The sequence below is a fragment of the Rheinheimera sp. KL1 genome (assembly GCF_001275035.1).
GTDB classification, from domain to species: Bacteria; Pseudomonadota; Gammaproteobacteria; order Enterobacterales; family Alteromonadaceae; genus Pararheinheimera; species Pararheinheimera tangshanensis.
The window spans coordinates 1-23,503 of sequence record NZ_LAMX01000010.1 but is presented as its reverse complement, the minus strand read 5'-3'; the positions used below and the strand labels follow the sequence as shown (position 1 = coordinate 23,503).

Below are 23,503 nucleotides of genomic sequence, written 5' to 3'. Positions count from 1 at the left end.
GCTTTTACTTTAAGTCAAAACGGTCAGCGTTCATCACTTTATTCCAGGCAGCGACAAAGTCGCGGACAAACTTTTGCTTGTTATCATGCTGGGCATAAACTTCAGCCAAAGCACGCAACTGAGAGTTGGAGCCAAACACCAGATCAACCCGGCTGGCGGTCCACTTCAACGCACCCGTTTTACGGTCTTTACCTTCAAACACTTCGGCTTCTGCAGAGACCGGAGTCCAGACTGTGTTCATATCCAACAGATTGACAAAAAAGTCGGTGCTCAATGTGTCAGCCTGTTTAGTGAAAACCCCATGCGCCGATTTGTCTGCATTGATATTTAACACCCGCAGACCACCGAGCAGAGCTGTCATTTGTGGCGCAGTTAAAGTGAGTAACTGAGCTTTATCCAACAACAGCTCTTCAGCTTTGACTGAGTAGCGGCCTTTAACATAGTTACGGAAACCATCAGCGACCGGTTCCAGCACAGCAAAAGACTCCACATCAGTTTGCTCTTGTGTCGCATCAGCACGACCCGGCTTAAAAGGCACTTCTATAGCAACACCGGCATTTTTTGCGGCCTGTTCAATAGCTGCAGCACCTGCCAGTACAATTAAATCAGCCAGAGACACCTTACGGCTTGCTGACTGCTGATTGAAACTGGCTTGAGTTTGTTCAAGCACAGAGAGTACTTTGCTTAATTGCGCAGGCTGATTGACGGTCCAATCTTTTTGTGGTGCCAGACGAATACGGGCGCCGTTGGCACCACCGCGTTTATCTGAGCCACGGAAGGTAGAAGCTGAAGCCCAGGCGACTGAAACCAGCTCTGAAATAGATAAGCCGGACGAGAGAATATTACTTTTCAGTGCAGCGATATCCTGAGTATTGATCAGTTCATGTTTGACCGCTGGTACCGGATCTTGCCAAATTAACTCTTCCGACGGTACCTCAGGTCCTAAATAACGTGCCACAGGCCCCATATCACGGTGCGTTAATTTGAACCAGGCCCGGGCAAACACATCGGCAAATTCCTGCGGATTCTGATGAAAACGTCGTGAAATAGGCTCGTAAATCGGGTCCATTTTCAACGCTAAATCCGCGGTAGTCATCATGGGGGCGTGACGAACTGAAGGATCGTGAGCGTCAGGCACTGCTGTGGCTGCTGATTCGTCTGTTGGGATCCACTGATGAGCGCCTGCCGGGCTTTTTACCAGTTTCCAGTCATAGGCAAATAAGGTATCAAAATAGCTGTTGTCCCATTGGGTTGGTGTTGGAGTCCAGGCGCCTTCAATACCGCTGGTTGTGGTATGTACACCTTTACCTGTCCCAAAGGCGTTTTTCCAACCCAGCCCCATCTCTTCCAGTGGTGCAGCTTCAGGTTCAGGGCCTACCAAGGCCGCATCGCCGGCCCCATGGCACTTACCAAAGGTATGGCCACCCGCCACTAACGCGACAGTTTCTTCATCATTCATCGCCATACGGGCAAAGGTTTCGCGAATATCGCGTCCGGAAGCGACTGGATCAGGATTACCATTCGGACCTTCAGGGTTGACGTAAATCAGGCCCATTTGCACTGCCGCGAGCGGATTTTCTAATTCACGATCGCCAGAGTAGCGTTTATCGCCCAGCCACTCGGTCTCAACACCCCAGTAAATATCCTCTTCCGGAGCCCAGATATCCTCACGGCCGCCTGCAAAACCGAAGGTTTTAAAGCCCATCGATTCCAGTGCGCAGTTACCGGCCAGTATCATTAAATCGGCCCAGGACAATTGATTGCCGTATTTTTGCTTGATTGGCCATAATAAACGGCGGGCTTTATCCAGGTTGCCGTTATCCGGCCAGCTATTGAGCGGTGCAAAACGTTGTGAACCTGTGGATGCACCACCCCGGCCGTCGCTGGTGCGGTAAGTACCGGCACTGTGCCAGGCCATACGAATAAATAACGGGCCATAGTGACCATAATCTGCCGGCCACCAGTCTTGTGAATCGGTCATCAGGGCATACAGATCTTTTTTCACCTGGGCCAGGTCAAGTTTTTGAAAAGCTTCAGCGTAGTTAAAAGGCTGATCCATAGGATCAGACAAAGAAGAGTGTTGATGTAAAATATTTAAATTTAACTGATTCGGCCACCAGTCGCGATTCGAAGTGCCGCCGGCAGCCGACTTGGTCAAAGCGCCGTGCATCACAGGGCATTTGCCCTTGGTATTGTTATCCATCTGTAACTCCAATTGTTGCTGTTATGAGGGATTGCTCCCTTCGAATGGCGATAACTCTGCAATCGGAACCTGCACATCCTCGCATGTTATCGATCAATATCGTCTTTGTTCTGACACCTGAATTCAGAGCATGTGTCAGCTTATGTTGATGTGCTCTGTCATCACAGACTGTGGTACTCAACAGCAGTCTACCTGATCCAAACCTTAAGCTTTAATGAAAAAATTCAATGCCTTAAATCTGTATTTCAGATACTACAGAGTGAGAATTAAGCATAGAGTTCCCATAAAAGTAGCTTAAGAGCCAGCGATGACAAATAAATTACGACAGAACCGGAGGATAGATTGTTGAAAGGTACCAATGAGCAACAAAAATGATACAGAGCCAAAGTGGTCGATACAGCATAAAAAAAACGCGCTTAGCAGCAATCTAAGCGCGTTAAAGGGGTTACGTTTATCAACAACAAGAACTCAGTAATAAAAGTTCTTCTGCAACAGGCTCAGCATCGCCTGCCCCAGTTTCAAACTATTATTTCGTATAAACAGCGCCGCTCAAGTTTAACGCGCGACCTATCTGAGCTAAAAACCGATTGATCCGACGCACCAGCAGCAGAGAAGATACGCTACGCTCTGTCGTGCTCACGTTAGATTTTTCTACTGTGGTATTGATACTGTTCATGTTCAACCTCGTTAATTCTGAGAAAGTGTTCATCCGAAAACGTGGTTATTATGCTGTAAATTTAACCAACTCACTAACGAGATAATTTATAGCCTAGACATTAGTTTTTCTAATACAAAAACACCAACCTCGCCATAACTAATTCAGCTTGCTTTCATATTCACCATTCATAAAAAATACATACAACCAATAAAAATGCTGTAAAAGCAGTTAATTATGCATTTTTAATTATTCAGCCCCAACAAAAAAGGCATAAACCATTTATAGTTATGCCTTTTCAAAGAGATTTATTTAATTAGCTGTTCTAATAAAAAACCAAAGGGACAAGCGAGTGAGAAACTTAAGCGACTGCTGAAAACTTAAGCAGCCAGTTCATCTGCTGCTTGTGTCACTTCGGTTAGTACAACGGCCGTTTTAGCAGCATCTGTCGTATCCTGCTCTTTACCCTTGTCTTTGGCCTGATCTTTGTCTGCAACTGATGCTTTAGTGTGTTTGGTTTTCTGATTCAGCGTTTGGATCACCAGCTCTTTTTGCTGAGCTAAATACAGCGCCAGATCTTCACGTTGTTGCTCATCCGGGATTAACTCACTTTGCCCCAGCATTACAAAGAGTTCATCAGCAATATCCAGCATCCGGTCATAGGCGTCTGCTTCGGGCTTTGAACTAAAGGTCATTTTTTCTACTCCAGCGCGCTCTACAATGTATTTAATAATAACGGCCATAAATCCTCCTGCGTTTGATACTGAACATTTATACAGCAACCACTGTTTATTTGTCCAGTATTTTTTATAAAAATACGCATCGCCTCTTTCCTGCTTTTGCCGTAGCATAAAGTAATGATTTAAAGTAAAAATTTCAGGCTAGTGTCAGAAGGATTTTGTATGCAGCATCTGTGGGCCGAACGCCGTCTTGCCGAACAGAGTCAAAGACCAAACGATCACCGTTCCCCCTGGCAAAGAGACAGAGCCCGAATTCTGCACTCTGCCGCTTTTCGCCGCTTGCAGGCGAAAACCCAAATCATGGGCATAGGCCAGAATGACTTCTACCGCACTCGTCTGACTCACTCTTTAGAGGCGGCTCAAATAGGCACAGCGTTAGTGGCTCAGTTAAGTTATCAGCAAGAAGACCCTCTACTTCGGGCCTTACTGGCGCAAGACAGCCTGATGGAGGCCTTGTGTCTGGCGCATGATTTAGGTCACCCTCCTTTTGGAAGAAAATTTTAGGAAGTGACTGAAAACGTATTCAAAGGAAGAGCATCAACTCTTAACTCATTATATCACAAGGGATTAAAATTTCAACACCTAAAATTATCACATACGGTTTTTCGCATACAAATTTAGATCGGTAACAATTTCACATTGAATAATTGAAGAGCTTACAGAAATTGAGTTCTTAACGTGACAACTCATCCAAACTAGCAAGACAGTTTTGTTCAAATAATTCCATAAAGATCTGTACCTCTGGCATGTCTTTTTTAAAGACTTCAATCATCGCGGACAACCTTTTCTCGACTGTGATAAATTCTGGATTGTGAAATTTTAATTCGTCGCAAGCCTTAAAGTACGCAGTCAATACATCAGCGGCTTTTACCAGCTTTTTGTACTCTTTATCCACCTTTTGTTGAACAAGAAGCTCGTTAAAAAGCGGTTGTAATTTTTCAGGTAATGACTTTAAACACTCAATTTCAGCCAGTTCTTCAATTTTCTTGAACTCTGCGGTCAATGCTGGCGAACTATACTTTGTTACATGATTTATGTCTTGAAGCTTTGTTTCCGAAACTTCGTGATACAGAGCAATTGTGGCTGCCTTCTCCGGGTTAATGTTTCCGCCGCAATACACATTTTTTACAGTCGCTAACAAGTGCGCTATAACAGCAACTTGATGGCTATGTTCGGCTACATTTTCTTCTTTCACCAAGTGCATTGGCGACCAACGCTTTATAAGGTTCATACGAAGAATCCACGCCAAAAATGAACTGTTTTTCATAACTGATATCCCTTATTTAATAAATATTTTTAACTTTCCATACTATATTGTTAATTCATTGATATGTCTCTTGTCGTGCGAATGTCTTATTTCTGAACTGATCACACATACGTGCTCATCGTCAAAATAGAAAAATTAATATTCAACCGTGGTGCAATCAATCAACTTTTATATTCCAAATTTTCTTTTTGATGGCTATTATTTCTTCAGCACTCACTTAGATGTGTTGGTTACAACGATAAATGAGCATTTTGCGAATACCACCATCTGGATTGTCTGCTGGATAACTATAAATTTCAGTACTTACGTCAACAGCTCTGTTGCTGCATATTGAACACTTTTCGCTGAATTTTATTGTCACCAGTTTACTCTAGCTATGTTCAAGATTTCTGGGGCAGAGGCTGCCTTTAATTCACTTTTGCAAATCGCAACAATGGCGATGGGATGAATCTGCCATTTCGTAAGCGAAATGTGTGCTAATGTATAGTCTTTCCGCACCAGAAAATCACTCTTCACTAACGATGTGGCATTGAATATCACCTAAAACTGAAACGCAGTGTAAATTATTTTATCGTCACCTGACCGTTCATTAGCATTGGTAAAAGCCAGTCATGGAGGATTTTTAGCTTTTGGTTTTCATTAGCATTAACGGAGATTTTTTTATAAATAAAGCCTGCTTTTTCCTCGAATTTTTCAAGCAACATCTTGGTCGGTAATACTATTGGACACCTATTTATATGGGCTCCTGTGAGATTATTTATATTCGTGCCAAGACACTGATTTTTTATGTAGGCTCGAAACCAATTGGATTGTAGAAAAGTATTAACAAAGGACATACAGCTTTCATTAGGGACTACTTTTGAGCAAAATGCACCAAAGGCCATAGGTTCCTCGAAGTAGTAAATTCCATTTTTTCCAACATGCTCTTTGCTTCCGCTTGACATTACAATGATTGTTTCATGCGCCCTAATTACTTGAGAGTTACTTACGAGTGATGCTGGTACATAAACTAAATCTTCAATGTCAACTATATTCCCTGTGACATTTGTTGCGCGTAGGATACCTATTGCCTTTTCGTTTGCATTCTCCATTGTATCTTCTTTGCCATATGTGACTCCTCGCTCTAATTTAATTAAATTTCCGAGAATCGATTCACTCCAGCCCTCCGGAATCTCCCGCTTTAGGATTGGGTTATAAACCATTTTTCCACCAGAGGTTTTGTAGGGTTTTCCGTTAGCGTCGGGGAAGTCAAACTGCACAAACCAATAGTCGTAAAGGGTTTTGACCATGGCTTCTAACTCTGTATTAATACGGTTATTGAGTTCTATTTTGTCTTCAACAGCTGAAAGTACATCTGCAACTTTCACCTGTTCAGGCTTCTCTGGACCATGAAAGGGTATGCTGGATAAAATACCGGTGTTCAAGTTTGGCATTGTTGCGCCAACAGCTTGACTGACTATCCAACTTTTTATTTTCGACGTACTGAGGTAATAAGTTAAAAATCTCGCATCGAACTTATTTCCCGGTCGGAGTAATAAGCAACCAGTACCGCAGAAGTAACCCTCTTCGCTTTTTCTGATCAGTGCTTTTTGTGTAACATCGCCTCTTCGACTGTAAACTATGTCATTTTCTTTAACGATATATTTAGAAAGGCGTTTTGCATCAGCTTCTGTTATAAATGCGATGTTTGAAAGATCAACTCTGTTGTTTTTCATGTTTGCTGGCATGATGCAAGGAACGCCTTGCGGTACATAGTCAGAAGCATGAAGTTGGCTTCCAAATGGACCTGTATGTATTTTCCCTCCGCCAGAGCTTACCAAACTGCCAAGCTTTCCATTCAGTGCGTTAGTCATATTTCAAACCCGCCAACTGTTTCATAATTTCAGCGTCCAGTTCGCGAGAGTGGCTAAACAGGCATTCCAAATTTCTGTTAAAGCCCTGTATTTTCTCGGCGAACTGCTTTGGAGTAATGTCCACATACTCGACTTTGATATCGAAGTATTGGCCTGCACTTAGCGAATAGTTTTTGGCTTGAATCTCTTCATAGCTGACAGTAACGGAGAAATCCTCTAATACCTTTTTAGCATTGAAGGTATCAATAATACACTGTTCTTCACTCTCACTAAGTACGGTCTTTTGATTCTTACCGTCTTTAATTTTTTCACCCAAGCTAGATGCATCAATGAGTGTGACTTTACCTTTGTTGCTGCCATCAATAAACAAGATTGAAACATTGGTGCCGGTGGTGGCAAATATATTGGAGGGCATGGATATTACTCCAGCTAGCATTTTGTGTTTTACCAGATATTCTCGTATGCCTTTGTCGATACCTGATTGAGCCGTGATAAAGCCGGTTGGCACAACTACAGCTGCTTTTCCATCCGGTTTCAGTGAATAAATGATGTGCTGTAAGAACAACTGGTAGATTTCCATCTTGTCCTGAGCTTTGGCTTTAACTTTTGGGATACCAGCGAAAAAACGATCTTTGTTTTCTTTGCTGTCGAGAGTTTCGCGAAAATCGCTGAAGTCCAACTTGAAAGGTGGATTGGATACAATATAATCAAATTTCTTTAACTGGGCTCCATCTTTGTGATGAGGGTGGAGCAACGTATTACCCTCGATAACATTCGGAATAGAATGAACAAGATTATTAAGGATTAGATTTAGACGGAGCAGATTGGACGATTTCTTTGAAATGTCTTGGGTAAAGATGCTGCAACGGCTTTCGCCGATCGCATGAGCTACATTCATTAATAAAGTACCTGAACCTGCGGATGGGTCGTAACAGCTCACATTTTTGATTTTGCCTTGTTGTTCGGCGGGCACCAGAATAGCAGCCATAATACGAGCAACCGCGTGAGGCGTGTAATACTCGGCATATTTACCGCCAGAATTGCTGTTGTAGTCTTTGATTAGGTATTCAAAGATAGTGGCGTAGAAATCGAATTTCTGCGTAAAAATCCGCTCAAAACTGAAGTCTACCAACTTATTAATAATCGCTTTACAAAACGCGTCCCGCTTAGAAACTGTCACGTTTTCGCTAATGCGCGTGAATAGCTGAACTTTTTCGCCGGAATCTGTCATTACAGCAAACACATCATTGTTCGCTATCGCGATATCAATCAAAGTGTCATCAAATAAACGTGCGAAGTCAGGCTCGTTTTGTTTGTTAAACAAATGACTGATGAAGTGATGGGGTTTTAAGTGTGCGGTATCACCACTCATTTGTAGCTGAAGCATTTCCAGCTCGTCCTCCCCCATAGCTATCAGGGCGTTTTCCCATTTTTCTGCGCTGGCAACCTTTTTGTCGATTTTTTTTGCCTCAAAAGCAAACTTGTCGTTGAGAAACTTGTACAAGAATACTTGGGTGATTATTTCGAATTCACCTGTACTATTCCCTAAACCATTATTTGCACAAATGCTTTTTAGGCTATCGATCAGCGTTTTAGTTTTTAATTCAAACTCTTGTTCTACCATGTATTTACTGCTCTTTTCGCATTTAACGGGCTCTGCTGCCGGTATTATATTCTTTCAGGTACTCCGCGACGACCAGACGATTAATGAATCTGGATGCGTTGGCATTGAGTGGTATTTTTTGCTGTTTCATAAAACGGTTGATAACCAGTGGCATCATTTGGCGTTCAAAGTAGCCCTCATTATCCAATATTTGGCTGTTATTAAGCACTTGTTCGTCAGCGTCTTGCTTTACGCCGCTTAAGGCTTCAAAAATCTTGCGTTCGTTTTCCGAAACTTCGCCGTGCTCTTTTAAGCGTTTGTGTATCCGCATGTATTTGGCATCGCCCAAGTACTTTTGTCGCAGCTGATTGTTCTGGCGGTTTAGCTCTTTAACCCGGTCGTGAATTTTATTCAGCGCGTCGATATTCGCAACCATTTCAGCTTGGGTCACTTCGCTGAGATTCTTTTTCTTAAACAGTCTTTCAAGTTCTTCTTTCAGGCTAATGAATTTAGGGTCTTGTTGATCAAAGTTGCTTGCCAGCGCTTCGCGGGTTTGACGAAGGGTATTTTTTAACTGGTCAGCCAGAACAAGCTCTTCTTCGCCAACTTTGATGAAGCGAAACACAACATCTTCAAGCGCAACATTGAGCAAGTTGGTGTTATCTTCACCTTTCTCGATGCTTTCTTTTAGATTGAGCATGTCGAGGTGGTTACAGGTTTCCCGATAAAGTATGTTTAGTTTGGCAAAATCCAGATGCTCCAATAACTTATAGTCGCCTTGCAGGCGGATTATATTATACAAGCTCTTCGCGTTCTCTAGCGCTTTTTTCAAAGCTATAACAGTTTCTCGATCCTTGATTTGGTTGATTTGATCGGAAAATATCTCCGCATTTTCGATATCAAAACGGAACAGGATATCTTTGATATGCTCAATTTCGTCAGTAATTTCTTCCTGAGATTTGAACAGATATGAGTAGTGCTCCATTTCATCGCCAAGCTCTGACTGAAGCTCTTCAAAGTAGGCTTTGTTAGTAGCATCAAATTCTTTGCGTATGTCGGCAAAGTCCACTACGTAACCATAACGGAAATCTTTGTAGGTACGGTTTACACGTGTGAGCGCTTGTAGCAGATTGTGCTTGCGGATCACCCTACCTAAATAGAGTTTTTTCAACCGTTTAGCATCGAACCCTGTCAGCAGCATGTTGTAAACAAACAGGAAGTCGATCTTGCCTGCTTTGAAGTCTTCCACCCAGTCTTTACGTTCTTCTTTAGTGCCAATATCGTGCAAGATCAGGGCTGCATTTTTCACTTTGCCCTTTGATGATTTCTTTTGAGTGTCGTGAGGTCCGTCATTAGCTGATGAGTCTGAAGCCTCATAATCAGCTTCGTCTTCAGCTACCTGAGGTAGATCAAATTCCTGAGTGCTGGATTCTTCAGTGCCAGTTCCCTGCGGTTTGTGTTCGGCATATTTTTCACAGAACAGCTTGAACATTTGCTTGGCTTGTTTGGAGCTATCGCAAATGACCATGGCTCCTATGCTCTCATCGTTAAACGCTGCACGACTTTTTTCAAAGTCGGTGACTATGTATTTCAGCATGGGTTTCACAAACCTATGGTCGGAATACAAATCCTCCCTTTCGATGGAACCTTGCTTTAACTCTATTTCTGCCAGCGCCTTTTCAATCTGAAGTTTGTATTCGGTAGATATCGCTTCCCGGATTAGGCGAAGAGTGTAGCCATCGGCAATAGATGCGTTGTAGTAGTATTTATGGATGTAGTCGCCAAAGATCTGTTTAGAACTGATCGCTTTGAATTCCGGATTTTTTTTGGTTTTTTCTTCATCGACAATCAGCGGTGTGCCCGTAAGTGCGATCTTGATGGCGTGAGGATCTGACTGGTAAAGATTAGCTAAAAAACTCCCACGCGGGTTATAGCTGCGGTGTGCCTCGTCCAGAAAGAAAACACGCTGGACGTTGATATCGTAGTCTTTGGTAGACAGCACTTCTGGGTCATCCTCAAACTTCTGAATATTCACAACTGTTATTTCCGGCTTGCCGGAATGGTTGTGAATCACCTGAGTAGCCTTAATGTCTTTTGCAAAGGCTTCACGAGAGCTTATGGTGTGGACTGTCAGACCACGCGCAGTAAATTCCCTTTGTGATTGCTGCAACAGGTCGAGCCTGTCAACAATGAAGTAAAATTTGGGAATGACATGCCGTTTTTGAAAGTAGTCAGTTAAAAAGCGCACATTGTAGAAGGTCAGGGCTGTTTTTCCGCTACCTTGGGTATGCCAAATAATACCTTTCTTTACGCCCTCATTAAGTCTGCGCTCAATAGCTTTTGTAGCAAACATCTGCGGGTAGCGCATTATATGCTTCTGCAAGCCATCGGTTTCAGAAACGTAAGCCAGAGCATAACGGAGAATAAATGCCAGACGGTCGCGACTAACGAGGGAAGTACAGATCCGGTTTGTTGGTCGCTCGGGCTGCTTATTAGTCTGGAACTCTGAGTTGCTGCGGATAACTTCCAGATTGTTATCTTTTAATACCCTAAGCTCGTCTTCCGCCGATAAGGGCTTTAGTAGCGCGGTTAGATTCAGTACCTCTTCTTCACGGAAGTAGTTGAAAATGGGCTTATGATAAGAGCTGCTCGCGTAGAAAGCGCCTTGTACAGGTTCAGGATCGCCGTCGTCATATTCCATGTTGTTGGAAAAAATCATGAATTGAGTGATATTGGCGAATCGTCTGAATTTTGGATTCTGGAAACGCTTATTGATGCGTGCACGCTCGGCCAGAATACCTTCCCGATTGTTAGGTTTTTTCACCTCAATAAAAATTAGCGGCATCCCGTTGATTAGCAGCGTAATGTCTGGCCGGAATTCTTCATCGCCGTTCTGGCAGGTTAGTTCCGTGACTACATGAAAGCTGTTATTGCTAAAGTTTTCGAAATCGATGAGTTTGGTATTTGAGCGTTCGGATAAGCGTTCGAAAAAAGCACGGCCTAAATCCTCGTTATCCAACAGAAGTTTCACATCGCTCAAAAGACTGCTTACGTCATTCTCTGTGATACTTGGGTTTATTTTTTTTACCGCCGTGGCGAACAAATCAGGAAAAATATTGCTATCTATATCCCAAGTTTGATCTTTGAGAGAAAGGTACTGATAGCCTAAACGCATTAAATGCAGAATCGTTGGGATTTTAACTCGAGAATCTTCGTTAAACACTTAACCATCCTTGTTTGAAAATAACAGCGTGGGGCAGTATAACTTCAAAATTACCTGAAATCTCATTGCATTAAAAATCGGAGAGTTTTCGGGGGGGGTATTTGCACCCGTGGCTTATAACTCACGGTCTAAAACAACTGAAAACATACACAATCACCTGAATTAAAGTGCACGACTCATATCAATTCGAATCGCTTTCCCGACTTCCACGCTCATAACCAACCCCACGGCCCTTAGCGCCTTACAATTCTCTCTGCTAGCAACAAGCTATCGCAATTGGATTATATATTTCCGCTGGGATTTCGGCTTCCAGTCTACCTAAAACTAACCCTTCCGTATTGGACTCGCAAATCACCGAGAAATCGGTCGGGTTTGATATGCGGATAACAACGGGATTGTTATTTTCCTTATCCAGATAACCTCCTGATAAATACTAGAGAACCACCAAATTTCATTCCCATAACGGCAGAGTAAAGCAGGTCAATATTCGATATAAACGATGGTTCAGCTTTGCCTGCAAATAATGCAAAACCCCATGCAAATCGAAAAATGGCTTTTAATCACTCAGAACCGACACATGAGAATTACAATATCGCTCAAACTCTAATTCAGTGCATGATCTAATATATATTTCATATTTTTTTCCAGCAATTACCACTATATTGCGCGAAGCATTAAGGAATTTTTGCAGCACGTTAGATATCCGCCCGTAATACTCATGCGAGTCTCCAACATATTCTCCACTATCATTTACTTCAAACAATTCGGCTATAACAATAGCATCTCTAATCTTAATAATGCATTTCTGATTTATAATGTGATTTTCTGACACATAAAGCGTTTCTACTTTTTCTTCGGTGCCATTGGTTGAAAACCCAAGAAAGTAGAATGCCTCTCCATTGAAATCAGATTTTTTAATCTTTGAGCAGCCAAACTCATCATCAATAGCACTTAAAGCCTCAAAAACAATGTCTTGTAGAGCTTGCTTTGCTGGGCTATCTGGGTCCGCCGACCGATTGAACGACGTTCCTATTGGGGCTGGTGATGAACCGATGCTATTAAAAAATACATCAGCTTCATCTTGCCAGTTTATCCAAGGTTTCCAATATATAGGTGCAAAACGAAACTTCGAAAATTCATCTCGAAGTTGAACGTGTTCACGTAATGTATTGTCTATAAACATATCAGTAACAACAATTCTGACGGCCAGCAATTTAAAATGAACACCATTTATTTTAATTTTGTATTCAAATATACCTCTCGCAGGCTCTTTTAAATCCGAGCTAGGCTGCCACTCACTAGCAAAAATTTCCGGTAGAATTTGTAATTGGGTTTTCTGGGGGGATAAGCCAAATATGCTCCAAATCAAGTTCGTCAGTGGTATTGGGCTGGATGGTTTATGCACAAAATTTTGAAATCGCTCACATAGAAATTCAACATTGTTTTTAAGGTAATTTATTGAATTTTTGCTCGAATGAGGATTTAAATGGCAAAATGGATAAACAATAGATTTCAGGCTATTGCTTTCTAGTTTATTACAAAGATCATCATAATCATGACATTGATATATCGCCTGCGCGATAAAATTTTTGGCTTTTGTTAGCGAACAATCAAGTAGCTTTGACGCTCGCTTAGCTTGCAAAAATATATTTTTTGATAAATTCGATTCAGACATATGTGCGCCGCTCTCATCCAAGAAAGTACGGACATCAACTCCTGCAAAGGCTGAGGTCTCCAACGAACATAGTAAATAAGTTGTCTAGATGCATCGACTTCGGCCAATAAGCGCAGGTCCGGGCTGTCTAGTCAACCCATCCACAACATGATAGCAAACAAAAATAAAAAATAAAGCATTTAATTATTGATCGTTATCTAAAAAAAATGAAGGCTTGAGAGAGAAAACATCAGTAATCAATTGTTTAGTCGTTACTTTTATTATTTGTGAAATCGGGCTAGATGATAGCTCGATTAAAAGTTGAGGCAATACTTCAACAAACCTGTTTAATATATCTTCGTCTGCGTCTGGCTCCACTGCGGCTAAAAAAATCATACCACTATATTTGTTTGAATTAATCTTCCGCTTGATGTCAGCTAAAGACTTTTCGTTGTAAAAATGCTTCGCAAGCAACATTTGTACTTGATTCTGTGGCATGTCTAAATGCTTTGCCAGACGTAAAGATTGCCGCTTTAAATTTGAAAGAAGCTTCGTATTATTAAAAGTAACAGACATACTTACCCTGCGAAAACCGCAGAATGCCCATCGCGCATGTCTACAGATCACAAGTTAAGTTCTTATTTTTAGGTAGGTGATTCGACTTTGTTTTGACGGTAACAGGCAGCCTACCGCTACCAATACGAACATTATAAACTCAAGTAACAGGAATTCTATTCATTAGTATCAATATCCAACTATCTAGTCCAAAAATCCTGTGTTACTGGCGATACTTTTTGACGATTCAGATCAGCATGCTTATAAAACCAGCTGCCTTTATATCTAATATCAGCAAGCCCTGACACAGTGATGCGTTGTTGAATTGCATTTTCTGCTAGCTCTCAATATCGAAAATGCTAAATTTTCCTTTGCTGAAGAGGAGTAGCGTTTGATATTTTTGAACTATTACCTTGTCGAAACCATTTTTACACCAGTACCCACTAAGTGCTTCATGGGTTAGGCTGCAAGCTTCACCGAAATCAAGAATTGGGGTCGAATTATTATGGTACGCAAGTAATATGTTCTCATCATATTTTGTAAAGCCGGCTGCAAATTTCTTATGTTTACTTTCGACCGTATCGACTACAGAACGAGCAAAATCTATTTCAACACGATTCCCCATCCAAGCAGGACCTATAAGTTTCTGACGCTTTGCAATCACCCTAAGCTCATCCAAGGAACGTCCAGTCTGCCCCCATTTGAATAGTGCAGGATCAACAACTGATTGCTCCCCTTTCGCTTCTGGAAGCGAAATTGCTCGCGCATAATCTTGGTTAATAATTTCTGTTAATTCAATGCCTTGAGAAACAAGGCCATTCTGAACGAAAAAGTCGGGGCGCTCTCTTTTTTTCAACTCGAGTGGCAGACTTAGCAACCCTGCCTTATTAAACCCTAAGAGCATATGGTGTATTTGCCACTGCTCACATTGGTCTTTGGTTCTTCCTTTACCTCTTGGGGCTACATCGATAGCTAAATCAGCGATGTGCTGTATTAACTCTATTTCTGTTATTGCTCTAAAATTCACGACTCCCCCATATAAGAGTAAACGTCACCAACCTTTTTTGGGCGGGCTTTATGCACCATCAGAGCCACAGCTGATAGATATAGTTAAAACTTAGAGGGCAATGATTTTGTATCTTCCTAAATTACAACGAAAACACCAGACTACCTGTTGTACTTTTTAGTAACCACCATTACTGCAATCATTAGGTTGTTTAATTGTCCGCAATGAGCTGTGAGCGAACGTTGAGACCCAAAGAAATATACTCATTACCCTTAGTGCTACTTTGTTTGTTCATTTATACTTGCCGATAGCTGCATACTATACCTGTGTCTGTTCTAATGAACTGTTGAACCATTGGTCGATATGGTGCGAATGTTATGCACTCTAATGCAAGACAAGAAAGCTTAGTAGAAATAGTCTGCGCGTACTCTAGACAGTCGTATTTTCCATAATCATCTAATGCAGCTTTTGCTATCAAATCTAAATCACTAACATATTTATCAAAATCATCTCTTTTGCAGCGTATTTTATAAAGCCCAGCCGGGTCGCTTGGAATGGGAAACCTTACTGACTGAATCTCTTGGCAGTCAGGTAGTGCAATAATCTCTTGGATACAATAAAGCTGGTGATTCGAAATATTTATGGGTGCTGAATGCATCACCAGATCCCTATAGTCACCTAACTCCTTTAGCCAGCCACAGTCGTCCATACACTCTTTAAGACGTTGTTCAAAAGGACTCAACTGGTTACTTTTTTTCAGTGATTTGTGTAACCCTCCTGCTGTCGCTATCTCTTTACCCGCCTCTTTTAGCGCGCCTCCATTAGAAAAATGATAAATAAATTCCGATAAGTAATCGCGCAAGATACAAGCATCAAACAAAAATGAATGAAATCTATAATATACAACGTCTGTGAATCCATCCTGAAAGCGTTGACCATGTTTAGGTTTTGATCTTATATCTAAAGCATTCAGTTGATCACGATAAGACAAAGAGAGATCTCTTAGTCTTATGTTTAGTGATGTAAGCTGATACGAGATCCTTTTAGATAAGTCATAGCAAAATCCATTTTTATGTTTATACGATGCATTTCCAAGCTGATGCCATAACTGTGAAGCATCCCAGTTTGGCCAAATCTGTTCTTGAGCAGAGTAAGATCTCCATTGAGTTGGTGATGAACCAATTGCTTCACTTTCATGAGTAATAAATTCGACACCAACAACTTTAAGCCCTATTTGCTTTACCGCTGTATATATTTTTCCATATGTAGGTATTGTTATCTCACAACTTTTGCCAGATAAAGTGTTAGGCCAAATTCTAACAATGTCAGATTGGGGCTCACTAATCGCTAGTAAACCACCATGGAGGTGAACTTCACGTCCACAAACCGGCCAGTTCTCTATCAAGATTTTTCCTTAAAAACGTTATTAGTGAGCTGGTAATCTTCACATGAAAATAAATTACCTAAATTGACGCTGAAAGCTCTCTAAACTCATCAAGCGCGAAGCGGTCAGTCATCCCACTTATATAGTCAATTATTAATCTCGACCGGTAGTACAACTCCAGCTTACCGTCGTCCAGCGATTTCTGCGGTTTATCAAAAAGTGGTTTTACACTCTCAAAATAAGTCCGTTTATGTTTACTGGACAAACCGTGGAATAATCTCGTCTCAACAGGCGCGGTTTTCAAAAAGTCTTTTTTTGACAATTCTTCAAATTCCTCGAAGCTTAGTTGCAGCAACGGTGTAAATAAATTAAGAAGGCCGGATATTACTGCATAACCTTTCAGCTCAAGCCGCTCAACCTCTCGGTGTGAAAAAACCTTGGAGGTAGCAACCTTCTTCAACGTTTCTGTAGCCAAATTAAACTTATCACTTCCACCAAGTAAAGGTTCGTCAAAAGTTCCGTTATAAATAGAGTTGTGATTATCAACAAACCTGTCAGCTGCGTATTGAGCAAGATCATTCACTAAAATTGTTCTAAGGGTAAGCATGTACTTATGATTTTTATTGTGAGATTCAGAGTCATATTTTTTAAGTGCTTTATCCGCTATGTCAGGTAGATATCGATCCCCCTCTATACTCCCAGAACCTTTTAAAGACTCCCACGTGTCATTGATTGCCTGATGTAACTGATGGACAGTTAATATTTCTTTGTCCAATGCATCGTCCAAATCAGCAATGCAGTACGAAATATCATCAGCAGCTTCCATGATGTATGTGAGAGGAAAACGGCAACCCTTATCAATTTTTAGTGCGTGGTTCAGGCGCTCGATGAAATTCTGCTCAGAGTAGTAATATCCGGGTTTCTTCTTTCTATATGCAAATGCATCTCCTTGTGCAGGACTGCCTTCATAAGCCGCTCTTGTATATTTAATGAGGCATGCGATCTGTGTGAAAGTGAGATTTAGATTTTGTAAGTTATGAAGTAGTCGAATCGCCTGAGCATTTCCCTCAAACGTCATTAAGTCGCTAATCAGCAGTTCGTTTTCTACGCCAACACCATACTTTTCAATGAAAATACCCTTCAACTTACTCTGAGCCCAAATGTTGATGGCCTTTTCACCAAAATGACCGAAAGGAGGATTGCCAACATCATGCAGTAAACAAGCTATTTCGATAGCACTGATAAATCCGTCACGTTTATCATCCAAACCTATGGCTTCTATAACACCTTTTTGGTCAAATCGTTTTAATACCAACTTTGCTATATAACGGCCTGTTTGTTGTACTTCTAAGGAATGAGTCAATCGACTACGGACAGCAGCGTTAGTTTCGAGTGGGAACACTTGTGTCTTTTGCTGAAGTCTTCGAACAGCCGCAGAGTTAATCGCTCGACCACGGTCGCTCTCCATCTCCTCATCAAAATTTCTGCCAGTTATACTTGAAGTAGTCCACCTATCACATCGAAGTTTTACGTTGTAATCCATTCGTTTAATCCTTTTTTGTATCCAGATATTTGTACAAGGTTGTTCGGCTTACTTTAAAGTGTTCAGCAATTTCACCCATACTAATTTCGTTACTCAAAGCTAGCGCTCGGGCTTTTTTAACATCCTCGGGAGACAACTTTGGCTTTCTTCCGCCGACACGACCTCGCGCTCGTGCGGCATTAAGACCACTCTTGGTTCGCTCGATAATCAGTGAGCGTTCAAATTGAGCAACCGACGCAAATATGTGAAAGATGAGTTCACCCGCTGGAGAGCTTGTATCGATACTCTCAGTTAGTGACACAAACTGTATGCCCCTTGCCTTAAACAATTCAACTAGACCAATGAGATCTTTAATAGAGCGACCAAGTCGATCTAATCGCCACACTACTACTTTGTCCCCTTCACGCAGACTGTCTAACAATCGTTCAAGTTGAGGCCGAACCTTTGATGCTGCTGAAACTTTCTCTTCGAACACTCGCTCACAACCATAACGCTTCAAAGCGTCAATTTGAAGCGCCGGATTTTGATCATTTGTACTGACTCTCGCATAACCTAAAATCATTCTGAAAACGTACCTTTTATTTACATAGATAACTTAACAAGTTTATTTACAGCTTGTCGAGTGAAAAGTAGGCTATTCACAAAATAAAAATAGATGTAAGGAAAACGGACGTTTACTAAACAAGTGCACCATCGAGTAGATTCTCATTATATGCAAAGCGAATATGTAAGCATTAAACAAACTCGCTATCTCAGCGATGCGCAGAGCAAACGTTCCTCTAGCTTTGCTTCAAGACACAGCAATTTTGATTTTAATCTTCGGTTTAAAATCATCCAAATGACCCAAGCTATATAAGAGATATGCCTTTAACTCGACAACTTGCCTCAAGTAGGGCAAAGGTTTTTCCAGTGAAAAAATTTAAAAGAAATGCTGAAGTATTCGATACATTAGAGTTATTTAGCAATTTGGCATCTCAGTATGGATATGACTTACGAGATCCTGCGACCACAGATGATTTCGCAAACAAAGTAGAAGCAAACAACGAGGACAGAAATGCTACCAAGCGCGACTTCGCAGACAAGAAAAACTTAATCCACGTCAGCTTAAGAAACTGCGAAAAAAACAACAACGGTCTGGGCTTGTTGGCAGCAAATTCGAGGGTATGTGTAAAACTCAGCTCAAGCCTGCGTCGCTATTTTCAAGTCAAAACCGCCAAAGGGTTGATATAACTGAGTTTACATTTGTTATGAATATTGACAGCTAACTGTCTGAAATCTACCAGAGCAAGCTCGAAAATAAGAGTTTGTTAGCTACGATTTTTCGCGGTGTAACTCAACTCAAGTCGATCAATCAGCGCTGCATCACCAAAACTGTAAATGTCAGGAATCTCTAAGTTTATGATTTTATTTAAGAAACGCTGAGCAGTGTATTGCTCAATTCGCCTGACATGCGCATCTTCCATAACGAACACTACATCAGCCCATTCAAGCAGTGCTTCGGTACATAAAGTAGTCCCATTACGACGGCACTCTTTTTCGCTCAAGCCAGCAGAGCGATATGCATTAGCAGGATCTTTTGCAGCAAAATGCACCTCAGCCGTCCGGCTGCGATTCAGATTTGCGGTACACAAAAACAGAATATTCATCGTGGAGCCTCCTAACAGGCTCAGCTTAGCACCACGCTGTAAAGTGCTCCAATTGATGAGTACCCTGTTAACTGAATTACTCTGCAATTGAAATCTCGTTAGCTAAAAACAACAGCATACTGCTTTTGCTGGCGTAAATTTGAAATGAGCCTGCAAACTCAATTTTCGTCCATCTGAGCAATTAATAAAGTTAAAACCTACCTAACCACCAGTATTTAATGAAAAATCTACACTGTGACTTGCTGACCAGCTTTTACATCTGCCATGATTGACTAGAATATGTCAAAAAAATTCTAATCCGTGAATGAAAACTCTGAGGAGCAAGGAATCGCGAATGATTCAGACGAAATACGGTACTTTCAACGGTGGTTCTTGGGAAGATTTATTTCAAAGAGTGTTCAAGCTCAAGTATGGCGATCAGAATTATCAGGAGATGCCAGCTTCTCCCGGAGATTATGGTATCGAGGGGTTTGTTCTCAATACAGGGACTGCATTCCAATGCTATTGTCCAGATAGACAGTACTCAGTTAATGAGCTCTACGAAAAACAAAGAGACAAGATAACAAAAGACTTGGGAAAATTAAAAACGTATCAGAGTGCAATTGCCGCAAGACTAGGCACAGAAAAACTGTCTGAATGGGTTTTTGTTACTCCAGACATTACTCACAATGATTTAGTCAAACACTCAAGAACCAAAGAAACCGAAGTTAGAAGTTGGAACCTTCCGATTTTAACTGATGATTTTAGAGTTGTACTCAAAGACGCAGATCACTTCGGAGAGGAGATCAGGAAAATTTATGCTTCAACCGGAACAAAGCTTACATTTTTAGAAGCAGAACCGATTCTTAGTGTTAGTGACAACGAAGATTTAACTGAGTATGAGTTAAATATCAGTAGGAAAAATAAAAAACGTTGCATAGTAGATGGTAACTTGCAGACATCACAACATCAAAAACTCAATGAGATCACAATCAGAAAGCTCTTTGAGGGCGAGAGCTTGTTCAAAAAAATTGAGAAAGAAGCTGCCGAAATTTACTTCCAGATTTTAAGGGTAATTAATCAGTACGAAGATGAAGTAGATGAGTTATCCGTCACGTGGCAGGGAAGTCCTGAAGCGTTAATTCAAAGAGTTCGTTCTGAATTAGCTACAAGACTCAAAGAGTCTATTTCCCTTCTTGGGGAAACTGATATTTATAAAATAGCTGACCACATGACGTCTAAATGGCTAGCACTTTGTCCGTTGAGCATTGAATAATGAGCAAACTATCATTTAACCGGGCAGCTATGCCTGTAACTCCTGAATATCGGCCTTTCTTCAAAATTCTTAGAATCTTATTGATCCTAAAGTTATCTTCGCGCGGAAAGCGATCTAGCTTAATAAAAATGCACTTACTAAACTGGGTATTGAAGGAAGAAGGTCGTAAAATAATATTAAATGAAACAATAAATGATGGGAAAATTGTATTTCAGGTATGGGGGGTAGATCCTGCTCTTAATTTTGCTCTCCAATACTGTGTTGCGGAAAAACTAGTTCTTCGGCAGTCCGGCGGATTTTTGTTATCTGAAAGTGGTGGGAAATTCTTAAGTAGTATTCCAGCCGTAGAGCTATACGAACCTGACTTTAACTTTTTGAAAGAATTAGGAACTAAAGTCACTGAGCAAATGGTTGATGCTATTGTTAAAGAGTGGGAATAATAATGCTTAGAATAAGGAAATTTAAAATTGAAGTCACTGCAACTGATCAAGATTTTCATTTTGAGTGTGATTTCAAAGATGGTCTTAATATTATAAGGGGCGATAATAGCTCAGGGAAAAGCACTTTGATTAATTCTATTGCTTACTCTTTGGGTATGGAAGAAATCATCGGAGGGGTCGGAAATAAGGTCCTACCTTATGCTCTCAAAGATTATGTTGAAGGTGTTGATCGTGAAAAACACAAAATAATTAATTCATTTGTATATATTGAATTGGAAAATAAAAAAAATAAGAAAATTACAATTAGGAGGGCGATAGTCGCCAAAGGGCAAGACCCAAAGCTTGCTGATATTATTGAAGGGCCCTATTTATCTGCAAATGGAAATTATCAAGTAGTCCATACATATCTACATGATAAAGGTTCCGCTCAAAACAAGCAGTATGGTTTTTTTCATATTTGGAAGATTTTCTTGAACTAGAACTACCTTACGTCCCTACTGCTAAAGGAAGCGAAGCAAAGCTCTACCTCCAGACTCTATTTTCATCGATGATAGTGGAACAGAAAAGAGGATGGACAGACTATATCGCCAACACCCCATACTATGCAATTAAAGATGTTAAAACCAAGATTGTTGAGTACATGTTGGGTTTAGATGTTTTCGAAAATGATAGAGAAAGAAATAAAATAAATTCTCAGCTTCTAACTCTACAACAAGATTGGGATGAGTTATTTGTTGCTGTCAATCTGCTGTGTAAAAACTCAATTCTAAAGATAGAGGGGCTAAGTAAAACTGCTCTTGACTCATTTAATAGGGATCTAGTTAACATCTACAAGATTGATGGTGAAGATCACGTAGCTGTATATTCCTACATAAGCCAACTTACTGAAAAGATAGAAAAGCTAGTTAAGAAGGAAACAATAATTAGTGATAGTGCGCCTTTGGAGTTAGTTAAAGATTACGAAAGCTCAAGAACTGAATTCGATGATTTAACAGGCATTGCTGACAATAATGTCAGGTCCGAATTTAAAGTTGCCAAAGCAAGGTTAGAGGAATACGAATATACATTGCGTGGCATTGATGAAGACCTTGCAAAGAATAAAGTAGCAAAGAAGTTGAGAACGTTTGGTGCAAAATCTGAAATTTCTCTTGCTAAAGACAAATGCCCATCTTGCCATCAAACGGTCGATGACTCTTTGTTACTTGCAGATACTCTGTCACAACCGATGGATGTAGATGAGAACATTAAATTTCTCGAAAATCAAAAAAAGATGGTAAAGCGATACATTGGGGGACTCCAAAAGTCTTTAGAACAAATGGATATCCAACGAGCTTCATTGGAAGAAAAAATAAAAGAGTCGAGAGTCAGAACCGTTAGTTTAAAAAAGGACCTTAGAAGTTTTGCGTTGGTCTCGGAAACTGATATTCGAGTCAAGGTCTCACTTGAAATTAAAAGAGATATATTGGTTCGGTCGTTAGAGAAATAGAACAAAAGTTAAAAGAGTTTGAAAGTTTGAAAAGTGAGCTGGTTTTATTAAGAAGATCACTAAATAATATTCCTGAAGAAAGATATTCCGTATCTGACGTCTCAAAAATCAGGGCTATGCAAGGTGTTTTTAGAAAGAATGCCGAGATTTTCGGATATCGTAGTGCTCAAATTGAAGATATTGAGTTGAATAAAGACACCCTCTTTCCATTTCTTTCAGGTATTGAGCTAAGAGAAGTTCAGACAGATATTAAGTCTGATTCTTCTGCAAGCGACTTTGTGAGACTAATATGGGCTTATTTACTGGCGATAAGGTATGTTTCTTCTGAGCATGAAGGCAACCATCCCGGTCTACTAATACTTGATGAACCAGCTCAACATTCAATGGCTTGTACCAGCTTCAATCAGCTCATAAAAAACTGTGCAAGTGTCGAAGGCTTCCAAACTATACTTGGCGCATCTTTTGATGAGAGTGATGAAGTTTTCAATGATGCAACAAGTGGTGCAAGCTTTCACCTTATTCGTCTCAAGGAAAAGTTATTGACAGCTAACTAACTTTTGCACCGTAAGAGATCGAGGCGTGCAGAGTTGACAGTCTGTGCTTAAGCTTAAAGCCTGTTAAGGCTGCATTGGCAACTTTGGTAATAAAGCCTCGCCTCAAATATCGGAGATTGCAGGTATAGGCTTACTGATTGGGTGAATTATTCACCCTTTTTGTGTTTGTGGGGTTTGAGATCTGGATGCTCTTTTTGATTTTCGGGTCTGACGCGCTGGCGTTTGTCAGGTGAGCCATCTTCATTTTTCCGTTTCGGTCCCGGTTTAATACTCATGCTGTATTCTCCCCAATTGACTAAGCATATCGCTCATTTATCAAACAAATTAGTCGTGACGTACCTTAATTGTCAACTAGAAACTCTGGTGTAACGCTAATAATTGTGACCTTTCCCCGGAATTAATACCAATCCCGTGATGAGATTTTCCAGCTTATGCT

21 protein-coding genes are annotated in these 23,503 nt (G+C 40.8%); 7 read left to right on the top strand and 14 right to left on the bottom strand.

All coding sequences use genetic code 11. The annotated features are described in order from the left end of the window. Positions 1 to 4: 4 nt before the first annotated feature. Entirely contained in the window at positions 5 to 2,203 is a 2,199-nt protein-coding gene (gene katG / locus WH43_RS04395) for a catalase/peroxidase HPI (RefSeq protein ID WP_053423440.1), read from the bottom strand. A 1,035-nt stretch (positions 2,204 to 3,238) separates the two neighbouring features. Then, a complete protein-coding gene (locus WH43_RS04390) occupies positions 3,239 to 3,601 on the bottom strand; it encodes a YebG family protein (protein WP_053423439.1) in 363 nt (120 codons plus the stop codon). 159 nt (positions 3,602 to 3,760) lie between these two features. Between WH43_RS04390 and WH43_RS04385 the strand changes: the two genes are divergently transcribed. Continuing rightward, positions 3,761 to 4,102 (top strand): HD domain-containing protein, encoded by a 342-nt coding sequence (locus WH43_RS04385; RefSeq protein WP_053423438.1) that lies wholly within the window; start codon positions 3,761 to 3,763, stop codon positions 4,100 to 4,102. 169 nt (positions 4,103 to 4,271) lie between these two features. Here WH43_RS04385 and yfbR read toward each other — a convergent pair whose 3' ends face one another. The 10 genes from yfbR to WH43_RS04335 form a co-directional block, all read right to left on the bottom strand. After that, the gene (gene yfbR, locus WH43_RS04380; protein WP_053423437.1) at positions 4,272 to 4,865 is read right to left on the bottom strand and encodes a 5'-deoxynucleotidase; all 594 of its coding nucleotides are present in this window, start codon (positions 4,863 to 4,865) and stop codon (positions 4,272 to 4,274) included. A 563-nt stretch (positions 4,866 to 5,428) separates the two neighbouring features. Then, positions 5,429 to 6,718 (bottom strand): restriction endonuclease subunit S, encoded by a 1,290-nt coding sequence (locus WH43_RS04375; RefSeq protein WP_053423436.1) that lies wholly within the window; start codon positions 6,716 to 6,718, stop codon positions 5,429 to 5,431. After that, complete coding sequence (locus WH43_RS04370) at positions 6,711 to 8,342, bottom strand: HsdM family class I SAM-dependent methyltransferase (RefSeq protein WP_053423435.1); 1,632 nt, start codon at positions 8,340 to 8,342, stop codon at positions 6,711 to 6,713. Before WH43_RS04370 ends, WH43_RS04375 begins: the two co-directional genes overlap by 8 nt. Before the next feature lie 22 nt (positions 8,343 to 8,364). Further along, complete coding sequence (locus tag WH43_RS04365; RefSeq protein WP_082335678.1) at positions 8,365 to 11,544, bottom strand: type I restriction endonuclease subunit R; 3,180 nt, start codon at positions 11,542 to 11,544, stop codon at positions 8,365 to 8,367. 556 nt (positions 11,545 to 12,100) lie between these two features. Continuing rightward, complete coding sequence (locus WH43_RS04360) at positions 12,101 to 13,219, bottom strand: hypothetical protein (protein ID WP_152342781.1); 1,119 nt, start codon at positions 13,217 to 13,219, stop codon at positions 12,101 to 12,103. A 183-nt stretch (positions 13,220 to 13,402) separates the two neighbouring features. Continuing rightward, entirely contained in the window at positions 13,403 to 13,774 is a 372-nt protein-coding gene (locus WH43_RS04355) for a hypothetical protein (RefSeq protein ID WP_152342780.1), read from the bottom strand. 316 nt (positions 13,775 to 14,090) lie between these two features. Beyond that, complete coding sequence (locus WH43_RS04350) at positions 14,091 to 14,780, bottom strand: hypothetical protein (protein WP_053423432.1); 690 nt, start codon at positions 14,778 to 14,780, stop codon at positions 14,091 to 14,093. Positions 14,781 to 15,054: 274 nt separating this feature from the next. After that, positions 15,055 to 16,164, bottom strand: coding sequence for a hypothetical protein (locus WH43_RS04345; RefSeq protein WP_053423431.1), 1,110 nt, complete (start codon positions 16,162 to 16,164; stop codon positions 15,055 to 15,057). Positions 16,165 to 16,222: 58 nt separating this feature from the next. After that, positions 16,223 to 17,686, bottom strand: a complete 1,464-nt coding sequence (gene dgt / locus WH43_RS04340) for a dGTPase (protein ID WP_053423430.1) — start codon at positions 17,684 to 17,686, stop codon at positions 16,223 to 16,225. A gap of 4 nt (positions 17,687 to 17,690) precedes the next feature. Further along, entirely contained in the window at positions 17,691 to 18,248 is a 558-nt protein-coding gene (locus tag WH43_RS04335; protein ID WP_053423429.1) for a recombinase family protein, read from the bottom strand. 347 nt (positions 18,249 to 18,595) lie between these two features. Between WH43_RS04335 and WH43_RS04330 the strand changes: the two genes are divergently transcribed. Beyond that, positions 18,596 to 18,916 carry a hypothetical protein gene (locus WH43_RS04330; RefSeq protein ID WP_152342778.1) on the top strand — a complete coding sequence of 107 codons (321 nt, stop codon included), beginning with the start codon at positions 18,596 to 18,598 and terminating at the stop codon, positions 18,914 to 18,916. Positions 18,917 to 18,993: 77 nt separating this feature from the next. On the opposite strand, the gene WH43_RS04325 is transcribed toward WH43_RS04330, so the two are convergent. Then, a complete protein-coding gene (locus WH43_RS04325) occupies positions 18,994 to 19,332 on the bottom strand; it encodes a hypothetical protein (RefSeq protein WP_053423427.1) in 339 nt (112 codons plus the stop codon). Between the two features lie 334 nt (positions 19,333 to 19,666). Here WH43_RS04325 and WH43_RS04320 point away from each other — a divergent pair, with 334 nt between their 5' ends. Genes WH43_RS04320 through WH43_RS04300 form a run of 5 tightly spaced genes read left to right on the top strand, consistent with a single transcriptional unit; the run spans position 19,667 to position 23,067 of the window. Next, complete coding sequence (locus WH43_RS04320) at positions 19,667 to 20,587, top strand: hypothetical protein (protein ID WP_053423426.1); 921 nt, start codon at positions 19,667 to 19,669, stop codon at positions 20,585 to 20,587. Continuing rightward, positions 20,587 to 21,027, top strand: coding sequence for a hypothetical protein (locus WH43_RS04315; protein WP_053423425.1), 441 nt, complete (start codon positions 20,587 to 20,589; stop codon positions 21,025 to 21,027). Before WH43_RS04320 ends, WH43_RS04315 begins: the two co-directional genes overlap by 1 nt. Before the next feature lie 2 nt (positions 21,028 to 21,029). Beyond that, positions 21,030 to 21,506, top strand: coding sequence for an AAA family ATPase (locus tag WH43_RS04310; protein WP_053423424.1), 477 nt, complete (start codon positions 21,030 to 21,032; stop codon positions 21,504 to 21,506). Next, positions 21,485 to 22,513, top strand: coding sequence for a hypothetical protein (locus WH43_RS04305; RefSeq protein WP_053423423.1), 1,029 nt, complete (start codon positions 21,485 to 21,487; stop codon positions 22,511 to 22,513). The genes WH43_RS04310 and WH43_RS04305 overlap by 22 nt, the downstream gene beginning before the upstream one ends. Before the next feature lie 26 nt (positions 22,514 to 22,539). Continuing rightward, positions 22,540 to 23,067, top strand: a complete 528-nt coding sequence (locus WH43_RS04300; RefSeq protein WP_053423422.1) for a hypothetical protein — start codon at positions 22,540 to 22,542, stop codon at positions 23,065 to 23,067. Between the two features lie 146 nt (positions 23,068 to 23,213). Here the strand turns inward: WH43_RS04300 and WH43_RS20300 are convergent, their stop codons facing one another. Further along, complete coding sequence (locus WH43_RS20300; protein WP_286049459.1) at positions 23,214 to 23,342, bottom strand: hypothetical protein; 129 nt, start codon at positions 23,340 to 23,342, stop codon at positions 23,214 to 23,216. Positions 23,343 to 23,503: the final 161 nt, after the last annotated feature.

Coding starts and splice junctions, on each gene's coding strand:
- WH43_RS04355 (WP_152342780.1), bottom strand. CDS start 13,774: ATGTCTGTTACTTTTAATAATACGAAGCTTCTTTCAAATTTAAAGCGG.
- WH43_RS20300 (WP_286049459.1), bottom strand. CDS start 23,342: ATGAGTATTAAACCGGGACCGAAACGGAAAAATGAAGATGGCTCACCT.
- dgt (WP_053423430.1), bottom strand. CDS start 17,686: ATGGATTACAACGTAAAACTTCGATGTGATAGGTGGACTACTTCAAGT.
- WH43_RS04390 (WP_053423439.1), bottom strand. CDS start 3,601: ATGGCCGTTATTATTAAATACATTGTAGAGCGCGCTGGAGTAGAAAAA.
- WH43_RS04320 (WP_053423426.1), top strand. CDS start 19,667: ATGATTCAGACGAAATACGGTACTTTCAACGGTGGTTCTTGGGAAGAT.
- WH43_RS04310 (WP_053423424.1), top strand. CDS start 21,030: ATGCTTAGAATAAGGAAATTTAAAATTGAAGTCACTGCAACTGATCAA.
- WH43_RS04315 (WP_053423425.1), top strand. CDS start 20,587: ATGAGCAAACTATCATTTAACCGGGCAGCTATGCCTGTAACTCCTGAA.
- katG (WP_053423440.1), bottom strand. CDS start 2,203: ATGGATAACAATACCAAGGGCAAATGCCCTGTGATGCACGGCGCTTTG.
- WH43_RS04325 (WP_053423427.1), bottom strand. CDS start 19,332: ATGAATATTCTGTTTTTGTGTACCGCAAATCTGAATCGCAGCCGGACG.
- WH43_RS04360 (WP_152342781.1), bottom strand. CDS start 13,219: ATGTCTGAATCGAATTTATCAAAAAATATATTTTTGCAAGCTAAGCGA.
- WH43_RS04370 (WP_053423435.1), bottom strand. CDS start 8,342: ATGGTAGAACAAGAGTTTGAATTAAAAACTAAAACGCTGATCGATAGC.
- WH43_RS04385 (WP_053423438.1), top strand. CDS start 3,761: ATGCAGCATCTGTGGGCCGAACGCCGTCTTGCCGAACAGAGTCAAAGA.
- WH43_RS04375 (WP_053423436.1), bottom strand. CDS start 6,718: ATGACTAACGCACTGAATGGAAAGCTTGGCAGTTTGGTAAGCTCTGGC.
- WH43_RS04335 (WP_053423429.1), bottom strand. CDS start 18,248: ATGATTTTAGGTTATGCGAGAGTCAGTACAAATGATCAAAATCCGGCG.
- yfbR (WP_053423437.1), bottom strand. CDS start 4,865: ATGAAAAACAGTTCATTTTTGGCGTGGATTCTTCGTATGAACCTTATA.